20 protein-coding genes and 1 tRNA gene are annotated in these 19,242 nt (G+C 44.3%); 14 read left to right on the top strand and 7 right to left on the bottom strand.

Going from position 1 to position 19,242, the window contains the following annotated elements; translation table 11 throughout:
* Window positions 1–26: 26 nt before the first annotated feature.
* Window positions 27–611: a TetR/AcrR family transcriptional regulator gene (locus L4D05_RS12130; RefSeq protein ID WP_428794149.1), complete on the top strand. Its 585-nt coding sequence runs from the start codon at window positions 27–29 to the stop codon at window positions 609–611.
* Here L4D05_RS12130 and L4D05_RS12125 read toward each other — a convergent pair.
* Together L4D05_RS12125 and L4D05_RS12120 are read right to left on the bottom strand one after the other, a co-directional pair.
* Window positions 600–1,214 (bottom strand): DUF2913 family protein, encoded by a 615-nt coding sequence (locus L4D05_RS12125; RefSeq protein ID WP_428754503.1) that lies wholly within the window; start codon window positions 1,212–1,214, stop codon window positions 600–602. The two genes, L4D05_RS12130 and L4D05_RS12125, sit on opposite strands and share 12 nt — an antisense overlap.
* Window positions 1,215–1,275: 61 nt before the next feature.
* Window positions 1,276–1,359, bottom strand: a tRNA-Leu gene (locus L4D05_RS12120).
* A gap of 442 nt (window positions 1,360–1,801) precedes the next feature.
* Here L4D05_RS12120 and L4D05_RS12115 point away from each other — a divergent pair.
* The 7 genes from L4D05_RS12115 to L4D05_RS12085 all read left to right on the top strand — a co-directional run bounded on the left by L4D05_RS12115 (window position 1,802) and on the right by L4D05_RS12085 (window position 7,919).
* Window positions 1,802–1,969 (top strand): hypothetical protein, encoded by a 168-nt coding sequence (locus L4D05_RS12115; protein ID WP_428754427.1) that lies wholly within the window; start codon window positions 1,802–1,804, stop codon window positions 1,967–1,969.
* A gap of 1 nt (window position 1,970) precedes the next feature.
* Window positions 1,971–2,429 carry a magnesium transporter gene (locus tag L4D05_RS12110; protein WP_428794148.1) on the top strand — a complete coding sequence of 153 codons (459 nt, stop codon included), beginning with the start codon at window positions 1,971–1,973 and terminating at the stop codon, window positions 2,427–2,429.
* Window positions 2,426–3,457: an HlyD family secretion protein gene (locus L4D05_RS12105; protein WP_428754429.1), complete on the top strand. Its 1,032-nt coding sequence runs from the start codon at window positions 2,426–2,428 to the stop codon at window positions 3,455–3,457. The genes L4D05_RS12110 and L4D05_RS12105 overlap by 4 nt, the downstream gene beginning before the upstream one ends.
* A gap of 350 nt (window positions 3,458–3,807) precedes the next feature.
* Entirely contained in the window at window positions 3,808–4,512 is a 705-nt protein-coding gene (locus tag L4D05_RS12100; protein ID WP_428794147.1) for a hypothetical protein, read from the top strand.
* A gap of 243 nt (window positions 4,513–4,755) precedes the next feature.
* Window positions 4,756–5,601, top strand: coding sequence for a LysR family transcriptional regulator (locus L4D05_RS12095; protein ID WP_428794146.1), 846 nt, complete (start codon window positions 4,756–4,758; stop codon window positions 5,599–5,601).
* A 198-nt stretch (window positions 5,602–5,799) separates the two neighbouring features.
* Window positions 5,800–6,282, top strand: coding sequence for a DM13 domain-containing protein (locus L4D05_RS12090; RefSeq protein ID WP_428754431.1), 483 nt, complete (start codon window positions 5,800–5,802; stop codon window positions 6,280–6,282).
* A gap of 305 nt (window positions 6,283–6,587) precedes the next feature.
* On the top strand, window positions 6,588–7,919 hold the full coding sequence (locus L4D05_RS12085; protein WP_428794145.1) for an anaerobic C4-dicarboxylate transporter: 1,332 nt from the start codon (window positions 6,588–6,590) through the stop codon (window positions 7,917–7,919).
* Window positions 7,920–8,033: 114 nt separating this feature from the next.
* On the opposite strand, the gene L4D05_RS12080 is transcribed toward L4D05_RS12085, so the two are convergent.
* The gene (locus tag L4D05_RS12080; RefSeq protein ID WP_265675972.1) at window positions 8,034–8,486 is read right to left on the bottom strand and encodes an Lrp/AsnC family transcriptional regulator; all 453 of its coding nucleotides are present in this window, start codon (window positions 8,484–8,486) and stop codon (window positions 8,034–8,036) included.
* 142 nt (window positions 8,487–8,628) lie between these two features.
* Between L4D05_RS12080 and L4D05_RS12075 the strand changes: the two genes are divergently transcribed.
* The 6 genes from L4D05_RS12075 (at window position 8,629) to L4D05_RS12050 (ending at window position 15,755) form a co-directional block, all read left to right on the top strand.
* A complete protein-coding gene (locus L4D05_RS12075) occupies window positions 8,629–10,440 on the top strand; it encodes a PLP-dependent transferase (RefSeq protein WP_428754433.1) in 1,812 nt (603 codons plus the stop codon).
* A 227-nt stretch (window positions 10,441–10,667) separates the two neighbouring features.
* Window positions 10,668–12,470 (top strand): choice-of-anchor I family protein, encoded by a 1,803-nt coding sequence (locus L4D05_RS12070; RefSeq protein WP_428794144.1) that lies wholly within the window; start codon window positions 10,668–10,670, stop codon window positions 12,468–12,470.
* A 186-nt stretch (window positions 12,471–12,656) separates the two neighbouring features.
* Complete coding sequence (locus tag L4D05_RS12065) at window positions 12,657–13,259, top strand: 2OG-Fe(II) oxygenase (protein ID WP_428754435.1); 603 nt, start codon at window positions 12,657–12,659, stop codon at window positions 13,257–13,259.
* 489 nt (window positions 13,260–13,748) lie between these two features.
* A complete protein-coding gene (locus L4D05_RS12060; RefSeq protein ID WP_428794143.1) occupies window positions 13,749–14,495 on the top strand; it encodes a Crp/Fnr family transcriptional regulator in 747 nt (248 codons plus the stop codon).
* A gap of 70 nt (window positions 14,496–14,565) precedes the next feature.
* Window positions 14,566–14,919, top strand: a complete 354-nt coding sequence (locus L4D05_RS12055; protein WP_428754437.1) for a hypothetical protein — start codon at window positions 14,566–14,568, stop codon at window positions 14,917–14,919.
* 53 nt (window positions 14,920–14,972) lie between these two features.
* Window positions 14,973–15,755 (top strand): hypothetical protein, encoded by a 783-nt coding sequence (locus L4D05_RS12050; protein ID WP_428794142.1) that lies wholly within the window; start codon window positions 14,973–14,975, stop codon window positions 15,753–15,755.
* 103 nt (window positions 15,756–15,858) lie between these two features.
* On the opposite strand, the gene napH is transcribed toward L4D05_RS12050, so the two are convergent.
* The 4 genes from napH to L4D05_RS12030 form a co-directional block, all read right to left on the bottom strand.
* Complete coding sequence (napH, locus tag L4D05_RS12045; RefSeq protein WP_428754439.1) at window positions 15,859–16,704, bottom strand: quinol dehydrogenase ferredoxin subunit NapH; 846 nt, start codon at window positions 16,702–16,704, stop codon at window positions 15,859–15,861.
* A 2-nt stretch (window positions 16,705–16,706) separates the two neighbouring features.
* Window positions 16,707–17,474 carry a ferredoxin-type protein NapG gene (gene napG / locus L4D05_RS12040; RefSeq protein ID WP_428754440.1) on the bottom strand — a complete coding sequence of 256 codons (768 nt, stop codon included), beginning with the start codon at window positions 17,472–17,474 and terminating at the stop codon, window positions 16,707–16,709.
* 253 nt (window positions 17,475–17,727) lie between these two features.
* Window positions 17,728–18,162, bottom strand: coding sequence for a bactofilin family protein (locus L4D05_RS12035; RefSeq protein WP_428754441.1), 435 nt, complete (start codon window positions 18,160–18,162; stop codon window positions 17,728–17,730).
* Window positions 18,066–19,019, bottom strand: coding sequence for a M23 family metallopeptidase (locus L4D05_RS12030; RefSeq protein WP_428794141.1), 954 nt, complete (start codon window positions 19,017–19,019; stop codon window positions 18,066–18,068). The genes L4D05_RS12035 and L4D05_RS12030 overlap by 97 nt, the downstream gene beginning before the upstream one ends.
* Window positions 19,020–19,242 lie beyond the last annotated feature (223 nt).

Below are 19,242 nucleotides of genomic sequence, written 5' to 3'. Positions count from 1 at the left end.
ATACGTTCAAATAAGAGAAGTGCAACATGGCTAAAACGGCTAAGTTCCAACGCGAAGAAGTCATACATAATGCTATGCTGTTGTATTGGGAGAAAGGTTATCACGCCACCTCTATGCGTAGCTTGCAAGACGCAATCGATATGCGACCTGGCAGTATCTATGCGGAATTTGGCAGCAAGGACGGGCTGTTTCAAGTGGCATTAGAGCATTACGCCGAGCAAAGCATTAAGCGGCTGACGGACACGGTCTGTACTTCCCCTTCTCCCTTACTAGGCTTAAAGAGCTTTGTCAGCGCTGCAGTCATCCCTAATGACCAACCCGCACCAAGTCACTTATGCATGCTGGCAAAAACCATCGCAGAACTTACCGAAGACAACGCAGAATTACTTAACTGTGCCAGGCAAGCGCTGCAAAGAATTGAAGGAGAGTTTGAGAAGGTGATAAAAGCTGCGCAAGCTTGCGGTGAAGTTAATCCCTCACTCGATGCCCAACGCTTGGGACAATACGTTCAGATACAAATTATGGGTATTAGAAGCTACGTGCGCGCCAATCAGTCTCGACCAGAGCAAAGCCAATCACTCATTGATGACATATTTACGTTAATGATTTAACTCAAGCTCAATCCGTACAAAGTTTTCATCTTCATACTGGAGTTGATAAGCAAAAACATCATTGGCATAGATAGTTCCAAGGAATAAATGCTTTTCACGAACCGTACCACGGAAGAGAATAGAAATACTGCTAACTAGCTGATTTTTAGTACCAAAGTGACCATTAAGGTCTTCAGATAACACACATAATAAACAGCTATCTTCATCATGCTTAAGATCGACGTCTCTTGGACTAGAAAGTAGCGCTGTCGTACCAAGTTTTCTTTCAATCTCGCGAATAAGCAGCAAATAACTATCTAAATGCGGTTGCATGGCTTCAGGCTTCGCCTCAATGCCAACCAACAACACCTCTTCTAGATCAACTTGAGACTTCTTCGCTTGTAGGCTCATCGTCTTAAGTTGCTTGCGAATGGCTTTGTACTTATTGCTTTTAAGTTTTGGTTTTAACCAACGAACTAGCAAATCATTGCATTTATCACGATCAAGATGTGCAGACTTTGCTTCAAGTTTTTTGAATTCTAGGTGTAAAAGGGCGTGAAGAGACACCTCAGTCAATTGTTGAATTGAATCTGAGCTAGACGTACTGATGTGCTTTGAACCGATTCCGTTGTTCTGCATTGTAGTCTGTGTACTTATGTGCTCTGTGTACAAATAAGGAAAGGAATGGTGCCGAGAGAGGGACTCGAACCCTCACACCATAGGCACTAGCACCTCATGCTAGCGTGTCTACCAATTTCACCATCTCGGCATCAATGAGTACAAACTTCCGTCTGTTATCATTTTGGTTCCAATTTTCTGGAACAAACGAATGTTAACTGACGATATTTTACTTGTATAGCATTTCATTAGATAAAAACATAGAAATCCGTTTGTTTGGTGAACAAATAATCAGTTTGAATGATTTAGCAACACAAAATTCCTTAAGTCTACCCTCAAACTTACCAATGACCGCACGCAATACATAAATGAAATTGATGTCAGAACCCTAGTTGACCAAATGTATTCCAGCAAGCAAATAGAATACGATATTTTCATACTAAGAATCGTTAACCAGCAGTGTACTTGCTTGCCACTCATCCGTTCTCGATTCACCACAACTGGACTTCTCAATAGATTATAGCCATTGAATGATCTTTTAGAGGTTTAACGGTTCGCATGCACGCTAAGGATAGCCTGATATAGGAATGACTATGCTCAGACTATTTAACCAACATCACCCTTCAAAATCCAAAACCACCGATATTCTTCCTAAAGATGATTGGGTTTTATTCGTACAAGGGTTTCCTTCGCAAACAAAACTAGCAGTGACTCGCCTCCCCGTTTACTTTCGCTCTCTTATCGATACACGGATAACCTAGCATGAAACCATTTATTATTAAGTCCTTAAGATTCAGCCTTAAGGCGACACTCATTATTGGTGGCTTTTTAACCTTAAGCTACGCCTTTTCTTTGCTTTCAACCATACATGGACAAGCGCTGCCCAGCGATCATTTTGCCAATGGTCAACCGACTATCATTGGTCTACTCAACTCTGAAATGTTCATGGGCATCATTTTTGTCATCACCTTATCCATTGTTGCTTATGTGCTCTATTTACTTTGGCAGCTCCACGAAGTTGCCGTACACCGCAGTCAATACATGCAAAGTGCACACGCTAACTTAGTCTTTGCGTTGTCTCTATGTGGTTTGTTCATCGATAAGCTTTGGTGGGTGCTAGCCATCATCATAGCGTTTACTGATTGGGAAGCCGTTGGTAAAGCAGTGAGCCGAGTAATCAACAGTGGTATCTACGGTAATAAGAAGGAAGAAGCGAAATGAAAGAGATCATGCTCCCTTACGTCCTGATTATATGGCTGCTGGTTAAGCTTGGTGTCATCAAGTGGACATTGAGAAACGCGGTGCTAAGCGTTGGTTTTGGTGCGTTTCTGGCGTTTTTATTGTTTACTGCGCACCGATTCTGGTCTCCCGCCGATCTGACTGACAGTACAACAGTTAAAGCTCCTCATGCGGTACTTAGCCCACTGTTTGGGCAGCAAGTTAAAGACATTTACGTCACCCATAACCAAAGTGTTAAAAAAGGCGACTTACTGTATACGTTAGAGTCAGAAGATACCGATGAAGAAATTAAAAGCCTACGCTCACGGCTCATTGCCAGTGAACATAGAATTATCAGCATTGAAGAACAAATCATCATTGATAAAAAGAATCACCAACGCCTAATCAGTTTGGATGAATTCAGCTCAGAACAAGAGCGTGATGAACTGCATACGCGAATTCAACAAGGCAACGCAGACTTAATGGCCGCCCACTCTGATGCCGACAGCATTAGAGCACAAATTAACCAAAAACAATGGCTCAATGACCGCAATCAAGTTAGAGCGCCATTTGATGGGGTTGTTGGCGTAATTAACATCGCCAAAGGATCTCGTACCGGTAACTTATTCTTATATGACACAGGCCGAAAATTTGTCGAAATGCGCGTTAGCGACCAAACATACCGCCATATCAAAGAGGGACAATTTGCCGAATTTTTTGTCAACTCCCATCCAGGCGAAATTTTTAGGGGACGCGTTCATAGCATCACCAGTAATACCGGTGAAGCGACCGTCTCTGCAATAGGTTCTAGCCAGCAAGTCCGCCAACACGTTGGCAATAATGCCGGCTCACACGGACGTACTATTGTTATCGAGTTTGAAGAGCCTGAAGGCTATAACGTACCGCTTGGTGCCACGGGTTCTGGCTGGGTATCAGCCGATAAACCATCCTCTAAGCTTGGTTTCATGGATATCATTGGTGGCGCTACTGTCCGATTAAAGGCATTAAAAGCTTACTTAAATGCCATTTAAACCATCACATGCGTTAGATAGCAGATAGCAGATTAACCCATTGGAGCTCATTAAAGACTTGGACTCTACGGAGTTCTGGAACAGGCATTGTGCTCAAAACACCTCACTTTTCGAGGTGTTTTTTTTGCCTATTCCTTGTTAGCTTTTGCTTTTAGAATACCTCCCCCCATGAACGCTCCTTAATGGCTTCAGGGACATTACTATTTTTTCATTACACCAAAATCAGCCAATAAAAAATGTCAACCACCACCCATTCGAAAACAAGCCAGAAGCCGATTTAAATCTATTCGATATTTTCGTTAACTTAGCGCCGTTCCAAATCAGTGGACTCATAAAATAAGGTAACGAAAATGAAAAAAACAGCAATCGTCCTTGCGCTAACATCGGTTTTTTCTGCAAACATTATGGCAGAAGGCCTATCTGGCGGCGTAGAACTGGACGCGAAGTTTGTAAATGGTGAAAAAGAATATTCAGCGAATAACGGCTCTGGTATCAAAGCATTTGTCGGTTATGAAGGTTTTGGTGCATCAGCAAAACGTAAAGCGAATTTCGAAAATGAGTACAATGTTAACTACAAGCATGACTTCGATGGCTTTTGGCTAAAAGGAGAGTATGAATTTGTAGACAAGAAGAGTGTACAACATGACCCGGAAAAGCCAGTTAATGACCAAAACAAATTTGGTGTAACAGTTGGCGGTAATATTGCCGATCTATTCGATACATCACTTCGATTACGTAAAGATACCGATTTACGCTCTGGCCACAATGCGCCAAGAGGAGACATCTATCGTTTTGATCTCGCCGCGGGTAAGCAAGTCACAGACCGCATGTATTTTAACGCAAAAGTCGTGGGCCAAAAACAGAATAATAAAGATGTGATTGCTTTAGATTCTGGTGCTGACCGAAATAAAGACACAATCTACAACCTAGAGTTGCGTGCCACTTTCACCGACATCCAAAACATGGTGCCTTATGTTGAAGTCGGTAATGAAGGTGTATTTGGCAAAGATACTCGTAACACATACGGTAAGGTTGGTGTGGTATTTCCATTCTGATCAACATAAGATCTGCGGTTAATTACTAAAGCACCCTGAAACTTAAACACATAACATACTGATATTCGAAGGATTGAATATCACCTAACCAAATTTACTCTTCACAACCCACTCTCCCCTCTCCTGTCCCCTTGACCTCGTATTGACCTTGATATATTAATGAATGAGCGGCGATCTCAATACTACGACTCACTCCCCATCGTTCGTGATAAGCCTAGTAAAACTCATGGAGCGCAACACGTAATGGATCTTAATCTACTCATCACATTTCAAGCAGTATACAAACACGGCTCGATTACACGCGCGGCCGATGCTCTGGAGATCACTCAGCCAGCCGTGAGTGCAGCATTAAAAAGACTAGAAGCCGTGGTGGGAAAGGCCTTGTTTGTGCGCTCTGGCCGCAGTATTGCTCCAACAGGCGCTGCAGTAGCACTTGCCAATAAAATAGCCGGCCCTCTAGCGGTACTCGAAACCATCGAGCAAAGCCAAGACATTACCAAAGTCTATTGTAGCGAAAGTCTGATGCACTTAGTTTGTGAGATCGAGGGCCTTTCTTTTCAAGAGCCCCCGCTTAGTGAGTCACAACTTTTAGCCGATATTGACTCACAAAAAGTCGACTTGGTTATCGATGTTGCCACCAGCCGAAGTCATTCTCATGTTGTAGAAGACATATTCAGTGAACCTGTTGTTTGTGTTTGTCGTAACGATCATCCGAGTATTGGCGACAGTTTGACGTTTGAGCAGTATTTTAAACTGGAACACATTGCACTTAACATTCGCAGAAATGACGTGGTCATGCTTGAATTCCTAGCGGAAAGAGCCATGCCAACCCGACGAATCAAAGCGCAGACAGGCTCCCTGTCGAGTATGTTATCGCTTGCTGCGACGACAGATTTAATCGGAGCATCCACCGTCTCCCTTGCTAAACATATGGCGCCACTACTTAACCTCAAGGTTATCGATATACCGATTCAGTTAAGAGACGTTCAATTTCGAATGATCTATCACCGCCGCTTCCTCAATGACGATCAACATAAAACTACTCGTCAATTGATTCGAAATGCCATTCAGAATCACCAGTACCAATAACAACAATTTGAACCGTTGCTAGCCAATTGAATGCGACCGACATAGCAATAGAAACGAATTTGTTTGAGGCCCTGCATTGAAATGTTCTATGGTTAAGTTATCCACTTTCAGTAAGGCATTATCGATAGCTAAAGCAATATCGATAAAAATAGAAAGCCCGTTCGAAACAATAAAAGAAACACCAGTCGGAGAACAATTTTGAAGCGAGTGATATTACTGTGTACCCATTTAGCGGCATTATTCGCTGGATTCATGCTGGGTATTTACGTTCTGCCTATTTTGATACAGCCTGACTCCCCCGAGTTCAACACGGCGACGTTACCGACTGAGCAAGTAATCATGGTCGGTGAGTTCTCTAAAGACCGTGAGGACAGCGACTTCTTCCACTGGGGGGAAGGTAAAGTTACGGTCACCCACAACAGCGTTATGTTTATCGGTGAACTTGCCCCAGGTCCAGATTACAAACTGTATTTATCACCGACTTATGTGGAAACTGAAAGTGACTTCAATGCCAATAAAGCAACGATGCTCAATATTGGGGACATCAAAACCTTCGATCGCTTCCTACTTTCTCTGCCCGAGAATACCGATTTAACCCACTACACCACCGCCATTGTTTGGTGCGAAACCTTTGGAGAATTCATTACATCGGCTCAGTTATTCCCGCCAAATCAAACGTAATGGACAGCGCTAACTAACGATAAATAACCGAACATTTGCTGTCCAATATTCGTGATGAAACACTCACTATTCAACGTCGTGGTTTTCTTTCGGTGTAATGGTTTTCACTATTGCAACCTAATCCCTGCCCATTAATCACAGTTAATTTACACCTCATTCACGAATCTCACCTATAGAGTGACGCATCTTATAGAATTAAATTTCCAACATAAGTTCAAGACGTTATGTGATCTTCCATTCAAATATCCATACATTAATAATGGATAATTACCTTACTGTTACAAAATGTAAATAAGGAAATAGTGATGTTGTATCTCGAGTTTCTGTTCCTGCTTCTCATGCTCTATATTGGCTCGAGGAAAGGTGGGATTGGTCTTGGTGTGGTATCGGGGATTGGCTTAACCATTGAGGTGTTCATCTTCAAGATGCCACCGACGTCTCCTCCAGTCACCGTGATGTTAATTATCTTAGCAGTGGTTACCTGTGCATCTATTTTAGAAGCCGCTGGCGGTTTAAAATACATGCTTCAAGTCGCCGAACGACTGCTACGTAAAAACCCAAAGCGTGTCACTCTCATTGCGCCATTTGTGACTTACACTATGACGTTTTTACTTGGTACTGGGCACGCAGTTTATTCCATTATGCCTATTATTGGTGATGTCGCACTTAAAAATGGCATTCGTCCAGAGCGACCAATGGCGGCTTCTTCCGTCGCCTCTCAGATTGCCATCACCGCGTCGCCAATTTCTGCTGCGGTTGTCTATTACCTCGCGCAGCTCTCACAGATCCAAACCAATATAACCTTACTGTCTATTTTAATGGTGACCGTTCCTGCCACTTTATTTGGTACCTTGCTCATGTCGTTATACAGCATGAAACGCGGCAAGGAGCTTGATGATGATCCTGAGTATAAATCACGCCTAAAAGATCCAGAGTGGCGCGAGCGCATCCTAAATACCACGGCTACATCGCTAGATGAAGTCCTTCCAAGTTCTGCAAGAAACTCGGTATTGATCTTTTTGCTATCGATCGTTGTGATCGTGATAATTGCGATGGTACCTGAGATTCGTACCATTACAGACGGGGGTAAACCCATAAGCATGGCTGTGATCATTCAGATGATGATGCTCTGTTTTGGTGGCATTATCCTCCTTGCCACAAATACCGACCCACGTTTAGTCCCTAACGGCGTTGTATTTAAGTCTGGTATGGTCGCAGCGATTGCCATTTTTGGTATTGCTTGGATGTCTGATACGTATTTCCAATACGCGATGCCACAATTTAAATCGGGGATTGTTGGTATGGTCACGGACTACCCGTGGACGTTTGCGCTTGCGCTATTTACGGTTTCTGTTGTCGTCAACTCCCAAGCAGCAACGGCACGTATGATGCTACCTGTTGGCTTAGGGCTAGGGCTTGAACCCGCACTACTGATTGGTTTAATGCCTGCTGTCTACGGCTACTTCTTTATCCCCAACTACCCTTCCGATATTGCTACGGTGAATTTTGACTCATCTGGCACGACGAAAATTGGCAAATGGTATTTTAACCACTCATTCATGAGTGTCGGGCTTATCGGTGTGGTTTCGGCATGTTGCGCAGGCTATGTACTGGGACAAATGGTGATCGGCCAATAGTCATCGACTAACGAAATAACATCGCTGGTTTTGGGTGTCAGGCACTCAAAACCAACGATGAAGCAGAGTGATGGTGCTTAAATTTGATGGAGCTAAAGTTTGATGGTGTTTAAGCTATATGGGCAGCTTCGTTTTACGCTTCACCTGACCAAACGCAAAACTAGATTCTATGGCTGCGATGTTAGGCAGTCTCGTTAACTCTCTACGAATAAATTGCTCGTAGGTTTTCAAAGAACCACTCACGACATGAAGTAGATAATCGTGGTTTCCCGTCATCAAAAAGCACTCCAGCACCTCATCGAGCTGCGCCACATGTTGCTCAAAATGCCGCATCTGTTCCTGCGTCGGCTTTTCTAATTTTACCAACACAAACACCGTAATAGGCAACCCGCATGCTTCTTGGTCGACGCTGGCATGATAACCGTTAATTATACCGCGCTTTTCCAATGCCCTGACACGGCGTAAACAAGGGGAAGGTGACAACGATACTCTATCAGCAAGCTCTTGATTAGACAGCCGTGCATTACTCTGCAGCTCACTCAAAATTCGCTTATCTATATCATCCATGACCATTCTCGCAATTATCCATCAATATTTACCGCTCATACGCAATAATATTGCTTAACATTAGTACTAAGAGTTGAAACTCGCAATCATTCGCCACTGAGAATTTCTAGACTTTAAGGAGAACAGTCAAAAGGAACCAGACATGAACATCGCAACCCAACTTAGTCCCCTAAGAAAAACCACTAAGCATGAGAAAGCGCAAACACTCGCCATTGAGCAAGCTAAACATTTTGGCATTGACCCAAACAGTGAATATGGCACGACTCTGGTCGAACTCGCGACCACGCTCTATCAAGCAAACAATAAAACTCATGACTTATGGGCGCTGACGATAGATGGATTATCGGAGCTCGATAAGAGTGACCGTATTGCGTGGTTTAATGCCAAGCGCTTCCTATCTTTTCAGATTGCAAAAATTCTCGATAATTTACAAAATCCTATGCGCTCCACGTACCAATCTATTGCCACCAACAATGGTCATTTTGCGTCGAAAGGTGCCTACCCTATATTCGACAATGTCTCAGCGATATTCTCCGCAAGCCCAGTCATCACTCGCACGGCAACCTACTTATTTGCCTGTACTGAATGGATTGAAGACGCCTTCAATGGTAAAGAGCCATTACACGACATTTACTCGCGGTTGCTCAACCCAACGTCTATCGCGTTAGCCAATCATATGGTTGATATTGAAGCGGGCGAACGAGCGAACGAATACCTAGCTTGGAACTTTAACTCAGGAATGGCCGCCATCGATGGCTTATTTAGTCACCTACTGGGTTATGAAGACATCGTGCTCTCTTCACGCAATATTTATGGCGGATCTTATCAGCTACTAGAAGATTGGTTTGGCAAGTCTTCAAACCTCAATATTGCCGTCGAATGGGTAGATGGTTACGGGGGTGATGATTTCGCAACTCGCCTAGATGACCTCGCGGAGAAATACGCAGACCGCTTAGCCAACGGGAAAAAAATCTACGTCTATTTGGAGTCTCCGTGTAATCCGCACGGCTACGTCTTAGACGTAGCCGCAATCAGCTATGAATCCCACCAAAGAGGATGGGACGTCATTGTCGATTCAACCGTCGGAACCCCTCTGCTGCACCCGGTATTAAAGCGCGATGATGTCATGGAGCGCCCTGACTTTGTTATCCACTCGTACACGAAAGAGTTGGCTGGCTCAGGTACCACGACAGCAGGTGTTGTCATCGGACGCAATGAAACCATGTTTGCACCAAAAGGTGAGGACATTCCGTTCACTAAGCCTAATGGCGAAGAAGTGATTATTCCTTGGAACGAAACCTTATTTTGGAACGTCTACTACATCAAAGGGGCATTTCTTGATGCCGATAAAGCCTTTGAAGTACTCAACGGCATGAAAACCTATGAGATGAGAGTCATTCAAAAGACGATTAACACGTTAACGTTAGCTAAGTTATTTGATAGGCACCCCGACATCAACGTCTCATGCCCAGCCCTTCCTGACAGCGACAATTATGAGCACTGCCAAAACAATATGTACCTAGGCTTGCCTGCCGCACTGTTTACGATTGATATGGAAGGAAACGGTAATCGTGCCCCAATCAATCGTGATGTATTTAAACAGTTCTTCGACATGCTTGAACCCGCTATTGGGATGCAGGTTAGTTTAGGACAAACCAATACCGTTGCGCTGTGCCCTGCCCTCACCACGCACTCTGAGCTCAGCGACGAAGCGCTGGCTGAATCTGGAATAAAGCCTACGACCATGCGAATCTCCATTGGACTTGAAGATCCTCGCATGTTCATTGCGCATATCATCGAGGCTGCAAAGTTGTCTATTGACCGCAAACACATGGACTTTTCTAGCAGCTTTCCTTGCCCCGATACCATTGACGAAGTCTATATACAAACCTACCTAGATGTACACCAACGCTTCGCACAAAGCCTGCCACGATTTACGTCGTTAATCGCATAGCCTCTTCGATGACGGTAAGAGTGTTGACGCGCACTCCTACCGAGCTAATTTCCGCTTATCACTCGATAAATTAAGTAATTGAGCATTCTGTCACTCCCTTTCTCCGGGAGGGGCTTCATTGTTTTCCGTAAAAGTCACCAAAGCGTAACAAAATATGTTTATGGTCATCGAGCGCTCTGTTTTTGTTTATGAGCGTTATCCAAAGTTGCATTATTCACGGAGGAAACATGAATCGTCACTACCTTAAACTCACTGCGCTTACCGTCGCGATTACCGCTATGTCAGGCTGCTCAAAGCCTTCAGAAAATCATCAGTCTACTGAAGGTTTTAACGCAATCAACAGCTTCAACATTCAGTGTCAAGAGCAGCAACTCCCTAGCGAAACTGAAGCGACATTCAGCGGGTTATCATTAATCGGTACCTCCATCGCAAACGCCCCGTTTGCGACATCAGCGGCGGAAATTGTCAGTTACGATTCTTGTACCGATAAACTCTATGTCGTCAACGCCCAAGCGAAAAAAATAGATGTGTTATCACTTAATGGACAAAGCCTGCCTGAATCAACGGGTGTCATCGATCTTCAATCTGCCGCCAATCAATCTGGGGTCTCTATTGGTGCTGCAAATAGTGTCTCAGCACATCAAGGCTTAGTGGCTGTCGCTATAGAGAATGCGAACAAACAAGAGAATGGTATTATCGCCCTGTACCGCTCCGATACGCTTGCACTCATCACTACCTATTCGGCTGGCGCACTCCCAGATATGGTCAGTTTCTCCAAAGATGGTCGTTATATTGCGGCAGCGAATGAAGGGGAGCCTAACACCGATTACTCTATCGACCCTGAAGGCTCGGTGACGTTGGTGGATCTTAATTCTGGCCCGATGGATGCTGTCGTCACTCAAATCGATTTTAGAGATTTCAATAAGGGGAGTAGCCGTCATTCTGAGCTCGACGCTCGCACCCGGATAGGGCACCCTAAAGCCACCGTTGCACAGGACTTAGAACCTGAATACCTAACGTTTACCAACAATGGAAAGATCTTTGTTGCCTTACAAGAGAATAACGCCCTTGGTGCGATTGATGTGGGCTCCGCCACTGTCGACGCTATCTACGGATTAGGGGGGAAATCATGGCAAAGCGCGAAACTGGATGCGTCCAACAAAGATAAAATCGTCGGTAACTTACAGCACTACCCCATGCTCGAAGGGCTTTACATGCCAGACAGTATCGCCAGTTACACCATTAACGGCTCAACGTATATTGTGACAGCCAACGAAGGGGATGGACGTGAATACGGATTCGACACGACTCAAAAACAATGTGACCAATTAGGTTATCAGTGGGATGGCGACGAAGACCAAAGCGTCAGTGACTATGCCAATAACAAAGACTTTTGTATCGCTTATAGTGATGAAGTACGCGGCAAAAAACTCAATGTGGCGGCCGATCATCCGCTCGCCAGCGCACTCAAGGACAACACCCAGCTTGCACGCTTAAAAGTGATTAAGTCTGAAGGCGAGCTAGCTGCTAGCGATAATGTCCAAGCGTTTGGCGCACGTTCATTTTCTATTTGGAGTGATGCAGGGGAGCGAGTATTCGACAGCGGTGACGAATTTGCGACCGTTGTCCTAAGCCAAGAGAAAGCCCACTTCAACAGCACGAATGACAACAATCACTCTGCCGACGACCGCAGTGATGATAAAGGGGTGGAACCTGAAGCCATCGATGTCGCGACAATCAATGGCCGCGCATACGCGTTCATTGGTTTAGAACGTCACGGAGGCATCATGGTGTACGATGTCACTGAGCCCGCTCAAGCGAAATTTCTAAAGTACGTCAATAATCGCCACTTTGACGAACCAGTGTGCACCGAAGTAGACGACGGTGACTGTGACAATGAGGTCTATAACCCAAAAGCTGGCGATTTAGGCCCAGAATCCATTAAATACTTCACTCGCCAAGGTCAGCACTTTATTGCCGTTGGCAACGAAGTGAGTGGCACGACCTCGGTATATCGTATCGATTTCTAGAGCTTCATCCTATGTAGATCGGGGCTCCATAATCAATATGAGACTATAAAGCCTCTCTCCCCCTTGATGCCATTATCAAGGGGGCTATCACTCTCTTCTACCGTGACGATAACAAACCTGAATTGATAGCAGTCTTAGTTTTCTCTATAAAGCGCCCTCCTGTTTCTGACAACCACGGCGCCAATCATGCAAAAGCTTATCGACACCTTAAACTCCCAAGGTTATTACATCTGGGATGACTTTCTCTCTCCAGAGCAAGTAGACGCACTGAAAGCGTGTTTGCCTGAAAACTGGAAAAAAGCCTGTATTGGCCGAAACGATGAAGAAGTGCGAGAAAGCGCGATTCGCAGTGATAAGATCTGTTGGCTATCCAAGGATCTTGGCGAGCCTGTACAACAATTTTTAAGCAAGATGGAAATTATCCGCCAAGCCGCCAATCAAAACTTCTTTCTCGGCTTGTTTGAATACGAAGCGCATTTCGCTAAATATGAAAAAGGCGACTTTTATCAAAAACATTTAGACTGCTTTCGTGACAATGAAAACCGTCGCCTCACGACCGTATTTTATATGAATGATGAATGGTCAAAAGAAGATGGTGGTGACTTAGTCGTTTACGATCTTGATGACAACGAGCTCACTCGCATTACACCAAAATCCGGACGTTTACTGGTTTTCTTCTCAGAGCAATTTCCGCATGAAGTTCTTCCTACTCACCGTGAGCGATTTAGCATTGCTGGCTGGTTTAGAACGAATGGCGTGAAAGATAACCAACTCGATATTGCGAACTAGCATTTTTCCTCTCCTTTTCGACCTTCTACCCACAGCGGTCGAATTGGAGGCTAATCCACGGCAAAACAATGTCATGCTTTAATTGTAGGTTCACGTCCACACTGCTTAACTTTACGCCCAACTCTTTCATATCCTGCGCTTTCCACGCTTTTGGTTCTTTGGTCGCGAGCTCCTAACTTAAGCCGCTTACTTCTTACTTCTTACTTCTTACTACCTACTACTTACTACTTACTACTTACTACTTACTACTAAGTACTAAAACTGGTTACTCCAGGAGCCAGAAACTACCCCCTTCGGGCTATTTTCTCATTGTTATTGAGAAGTGTCCGCTAACGGATATTTCTTGTACTAGGTTGCTTTTATACTACTTGCAACATCAAGGCATGAGTACAAAACCTCGACAACGTAAGCGAAGCGAATACAAGGAGACTATACTTCAATGTAGAGCAGTATACTTCGTTATAAATCAGCCACTAGCGATGGTAGATTGTGATAGAGAAAACAGCGTTGATGAATAGTGGTGAGGAAAGCATGACCGACAATGTAGACAGTCAAAACCTAAGGTGGACGACGGAGCTTTCCTCGGCTTTAAAACAACAATTAGTCACACTTGCTAAGCGAAAACAGGTTGTAGAGCGGGATTTAGATAACTCTCGCCTCATTAATCAAGGCGTTAACTTTCTTGAACAAGGCACATTGGCGGTATGTATTCAAACACCAAACTTAAAAACCGCAAACTGTATTATTATCGGAAAAGGTGGTTGGTTTGGAAACTATATTGATAGTACATCGTCGTTGTCGTCATTTGTTTTTATTGAAATAGAACCATGCACAGTGGTGAACTTTAATAATGAACAATTAAGAAATATTGCCCACAGTAGTCATGAAATATACAAATGGTTTTATTCGCTCACCTTTGAATCACGAGCGAAATGGCTGCAAAGCCAACTTATAAACAGTGAAGCCCTTAACATTAGAGTGGTCTATCAGATCCTAGAAATTTTGGCGCACTTAGACAAACATCGAACCTGCAATGAAATAGCGCTCTCGCAACAGCAGCTCAGTGAAATGACGGGGATTGCTAGGCAACGGGTCAATGAAGTCATGAAACAACTTGAACGAGAGCACCTTGTCGAGCTTAATCGAAGTAAGATCATCATTAATGATGTTTCGCAATTATCAAACCAACTGGATGGTATTGACCTAAGTATTAGAGACCCTCGCCACTTTCTCTAATCACTAAATGACATTAAAGACGCCTATCAGGATGACACCTGAGGGCTGCGTATAACCATAGGAAAATAACATGCCATATATCTATTCAATCGAAATTAAGACCGATGCACAAGATGACGTAAATAAAAAATTTCGGGATAACCAATTAAAAGGGGAAGTCATTGTTGATGAAGTGGGCAATATTTATATTTGTCCACAAATCAGCAATAAGATCTGGTCTACGTCCCCTAAATCTAGCCAACTTACCACTGCATTTGACTCGCAATGGGATCAAGTGATTGAAGAGACATTAGATTATATGACCAGCCATTATTCCGTTACTGCGAACAGCCCAAAACCAAGATGGCGACATATCCTCAAACCATTTCGATGCCCAAGGATGGCTTTATATATCAAAAGCCGCGATCTTTTTCTCACTAAATGACCACGCTTTTGCCTCACCTTGCTTTTACCTTTTATTAACTCGAGAACAACACTATGCATAATTTTCGCTCATTCGACATTTTTGTACTGCTTACCACTAGCCTATTTCTTTATGGCTGTGGCGGTGGAAGCAGTGACGGCGGAGTCAACGTGACACCTGACATTGATGGATTCAAGGTGCGACAAGATCTGCATGTCTTTGATTATGTCTATAGCGGAAGTGACTTTTCAGTAGCGCATGTCGTTGCCTACAGCAATGAAAACCACCAGCAAACCCTAACTGAACCACACATATTGTTTAGTAGCAGTGCGCGCTCAACGATTTCTTACTATTTTGATACGTTAAACAATCAAGAAATCACCATTGCACTGCTTGACCGCAATACACAACTCGTGAAAGCAAGCACGCAAATTATTGCCGACGCAGAACAACCTTATTGGGTCTTTGCTTTTGGCGATAGCAGCACTAATAACTATTCACTGTATACCGTCCAAAGACCGGTTGTGACTCAATCTGAACAGACGGTACCCGTATTTGTCATCGATGCGTCTACGCCTAATCAACACACTGCATCGGACCTTTATCTCAATGGCACTCAAATCATCCAAGGGCTTGAAGGAAAAACACTGTCACAACCACTGACTGTGCCAAAGCACGCAGGAAGTTTAACACTAGAATTGAAAAGAGAAGGACAGCCAAGTATTCAATGCCTTAATGTTCAATCGACTAATTATCAAGCGATTGATAATACCTATGTTAACTGGGAAGAAAGTGCCTGGTTAATTGTCTTTTCACCAGACCGTCATTGCCATATGAAACCCATCAATTGGCAATAAATTAATTATGGGTAATAGACTATCTAAGGCAGGAGCAAATACTACCCGACACGAATAGTGCCCATCGGCTCTTGCCGGGTAGGTGTCTGATACCGTGATACGGTTAATCAGCTTTAGGTTTGACCTTGAACTCCAACACGTTGAGTGCACAGACATCAATACAGCGCCCACAACTGATACAGTCCTGACTCATCACACGGCGATCGCCTTCCTTAAGGGGCTGTCTAAGCACCTCTGGTTCAGGGCAGACGTTGTAACAGTCCATGCACTTGGTGCACGCTTCTCGATGCGTTGCTTTTATGCGAATCACACTCTTACGACCAATGACGCCATAAGTGGCGCCAAGCGGACAAAGATGCCCACACCAACCGTGCTCAACCAGCACTAAATCTAGCAAGAACACTAGTACGATAAGTATCCACCCCGCCCCCATGCCAAAGACTAGCCCGCGATGCAGCGTCGCAACCGGGTCAACCCACGCCCATAACAATGAACCCGAGGCAGCACTGCCGAGTAAGATAACGGGGATCAGCCAATAGCGAATCTTTGCTGACCATTTATAACTGGCTTTAAAATTTAGCTTTCTTCTTAACCATGCCGCCAAATCCGTCACCAAATTTAACGGACAAACCCATGCACAAAACGCTCTTGGCGCAATGACCATATAAAACACAACGACAATAGCCACGCCTATTAAGGCATTCACTTCCGGCCAATGCCCGGTTGCTAGAGTTTGCAGGACTAATAATGGATCGCTTAGCGGGATGGTATCAAATAGCAGGCTCGACGAGAGGTTACCTTTCAGCACACCCCATGTAGGGCCAATCATAAAGAGGGCAATAATAGACAACTGACAGACACGCCTTAGCAATAAAAAGCGATGCGCTTTCCACCAGCCCAGTTCACGAACTGCGTCTTTACCGGCATCTTTTGCGAGATTTTTAGCCATGCTTATTTTCTCCCATCATTGATGCGAATATGCTCACTTGGCGCAATGTCTGGTGTTTCAGGGAACGTACCATCACGAAGCTCGACATTCTCTTCCCAACCAAGCTGATAATGATCCCCCATATGACCTTTCGCGAGTTCGATCGGTACTACTTTGATCACTGGAACTTCCGTAATACAAGCTTGCTCGCACTTACCACATCCGGTACACGCGTCTGAATGTACTGTGGGGATAAACTTTGCATGGTAGCCCGTACGCTGATTGCGTATCGGCTCAAGTGTTATTGCCTCATCAATCAGAGGGCACACCCGATAACACACATCACAGCGAAGACCTTGCCAATTCAAACACTCTTCGTGATCTATCAATACTGCGAGCCCCATTCGAGAGTCATCAATATTGGTCAACGCATGATCGAGCGCACCGCTCGGGCATGCAACAACACAAGGAATGTCATCACACATCTCACAAGGGATATCTCTTGCAGTAAAGTAAGGGGTGCCTGAGGCAACAGGCGACAGTAAGGTCGCTAATTTAAGCGTATCATAAGGGCATGCTTGAACGCACAAGCCGCAGCGTAAGCAGGCTTCATCAAACCTATTGCCTTCCAGCGCACCTGGTGGGCGGATAGGCACGCCCCCGCTTGTTTTTGCTTGACCTTGTTTAGACTGTAAACCCAGTAATGTAGCGGCAGCGCCAACACCGACTGCGGTTCTGGTGGCATCTCTTAGAAATCGTCGGCGACTTTCCGAGGTTTTCGAACGTGACATCGCATTTGCCTCAACCAAGCCCACCCATACAAGCGAGCTATACGTTTAACTCATGCCATAAATCTAATGTGATTTAATTCGATTGACATCACTCTTTTTGGTAATACATCCGGTTGCTTGATTTACATCAAGCTAACTAAGTGGCGCCGATCACATCACCAGTATTTACCGACAATACAAGTTAACTATATCCAGTATACAAATTAACTATAGCCAGTTATAAAGATGTATTACCCGTAAACAAAATGGGACGCTACGCTGTTTTAACATTGTCGCTTTTACTAGGCTTCGGTGCATCCGTGATTTTCTTTGTACCAAGATCAACAACATCACTATTGGGAAGCTCAGCCGTTTCACCAAAAAATTTTCCCCCAGGATCAATACTAAGATTGTTGCTCCACACTTTTCCCTTTACTCTTCCATTCGACAAAATCTGAATATGGTCAGCGTGGCAATCCCCTTCAAACAATCCATTGATAATAATATGTTTAGCAAAGACCTCGCCTTTCACTCGCCCAGACTCCGCGATGATAATGGCACCTTCGACATTGACTTGCCCCTCTAAGAAACCATCAACCTGAATATCATTTTCTAGTTTGAGTTTTCCGCTAATAGTACAGCCTTTGGCAATGAGAGTTGTAGTTGTTGCGCGGCTCGTTGTTCCACTGTTTTTACTAAAGATTCCCATCGTATTCCTCGTTCTTTTTCAAAGATTTCTTCAAATTCGTTTACCCCCCAATCCACAAATGGTTTTGGGTCTAGCGCTCTGCCAACAAACCTCACTTCGTAATGAAGATGCGGACCAGAAGACAAGCCACTGTTTCCTGAAAGTGCAATCAATTCGCCTTTATGGACAAACTGACCATTTTTCACCTTAAAGCTCTTCAAGTGCGAATAAGAGCTAGAAAAGCCAAATGCATGCTGAAGGCGTAAAAAATTGCCTGAGCCTTTACGGCTTTTCCTTGTAACCTCAACCACTCCATCAGCAGGCGCATAGATTTTTGTTCCCGTATTCACTGCAAAATCCAGTCCCCGATGCATCTTAGCTTTTTTAGATACGGGATGAATTCGCTTACCAAACTGCGAGGAAATACGCTGCTTCCCCACTGGGGAACCGCTCGGTATTTGCGTCAGCATTGTCATACGCACGTTTGAATGAATCGCTGCCGTGTCTAAGCGAGAATCCAGCTCATGCACGCTGCCATCTTGGGCAACACCGAGCACATTTTCCAACTCAGATAGCCGCTCGGAAACATGGGTAATCCTATCCTCACGTTCGGATAGATCTTGCTCTAAGGCCTGTTTTAACTGCTGCAAATTAACCAGTTCATTTTCCATGCTCTGAGATTCATTGGTCAATTCTGCCTGTTTCAATTGCGCATCATCGACACTATTGTACAAATGCCAAATAAGGAGCAACGCAGACACTACGCTAACTGCGGTGACACTGGCTAAACTTTTAAGGCTGCGCCGCATCCGTTTACTCAATTGCCAATGCGTTGAGCCATTAATGGTTGAAATTGATATGGTTAGCTGGTCTTTCATGTACGAGTCTATCTTTTCCATGACTGAGAATAACAAGGCTAAAGGAGGCACGACCACAGCGTGCGATGTCACGACTAGCGGTGACATTGGCTATTAATTTACGCAATCGTGTTGCTTGGTACTAGTCTAAAGAAATTGCGAAATGTCAGGACGTGACTTGGTGTCAAATAATTAATGAAAATAATAAGTTAGCCTTAATATCCTAGCCAAATGAACCGCCCTC

It is taken from the genome of Vibrio nomapromontoriensis (genome assembly GCF_050337205.1).
Classification (GTDB): domain Bacteria; phylum Pseudomonadota; class Gammaproteobacteria; order Enterobacterales; family Vibrionaceae; genus Vibrio; species Vibrio nomapromontoriensis.
This window is presented reverse-complemented; position numbering and strand designations above follow the sequence as displayed.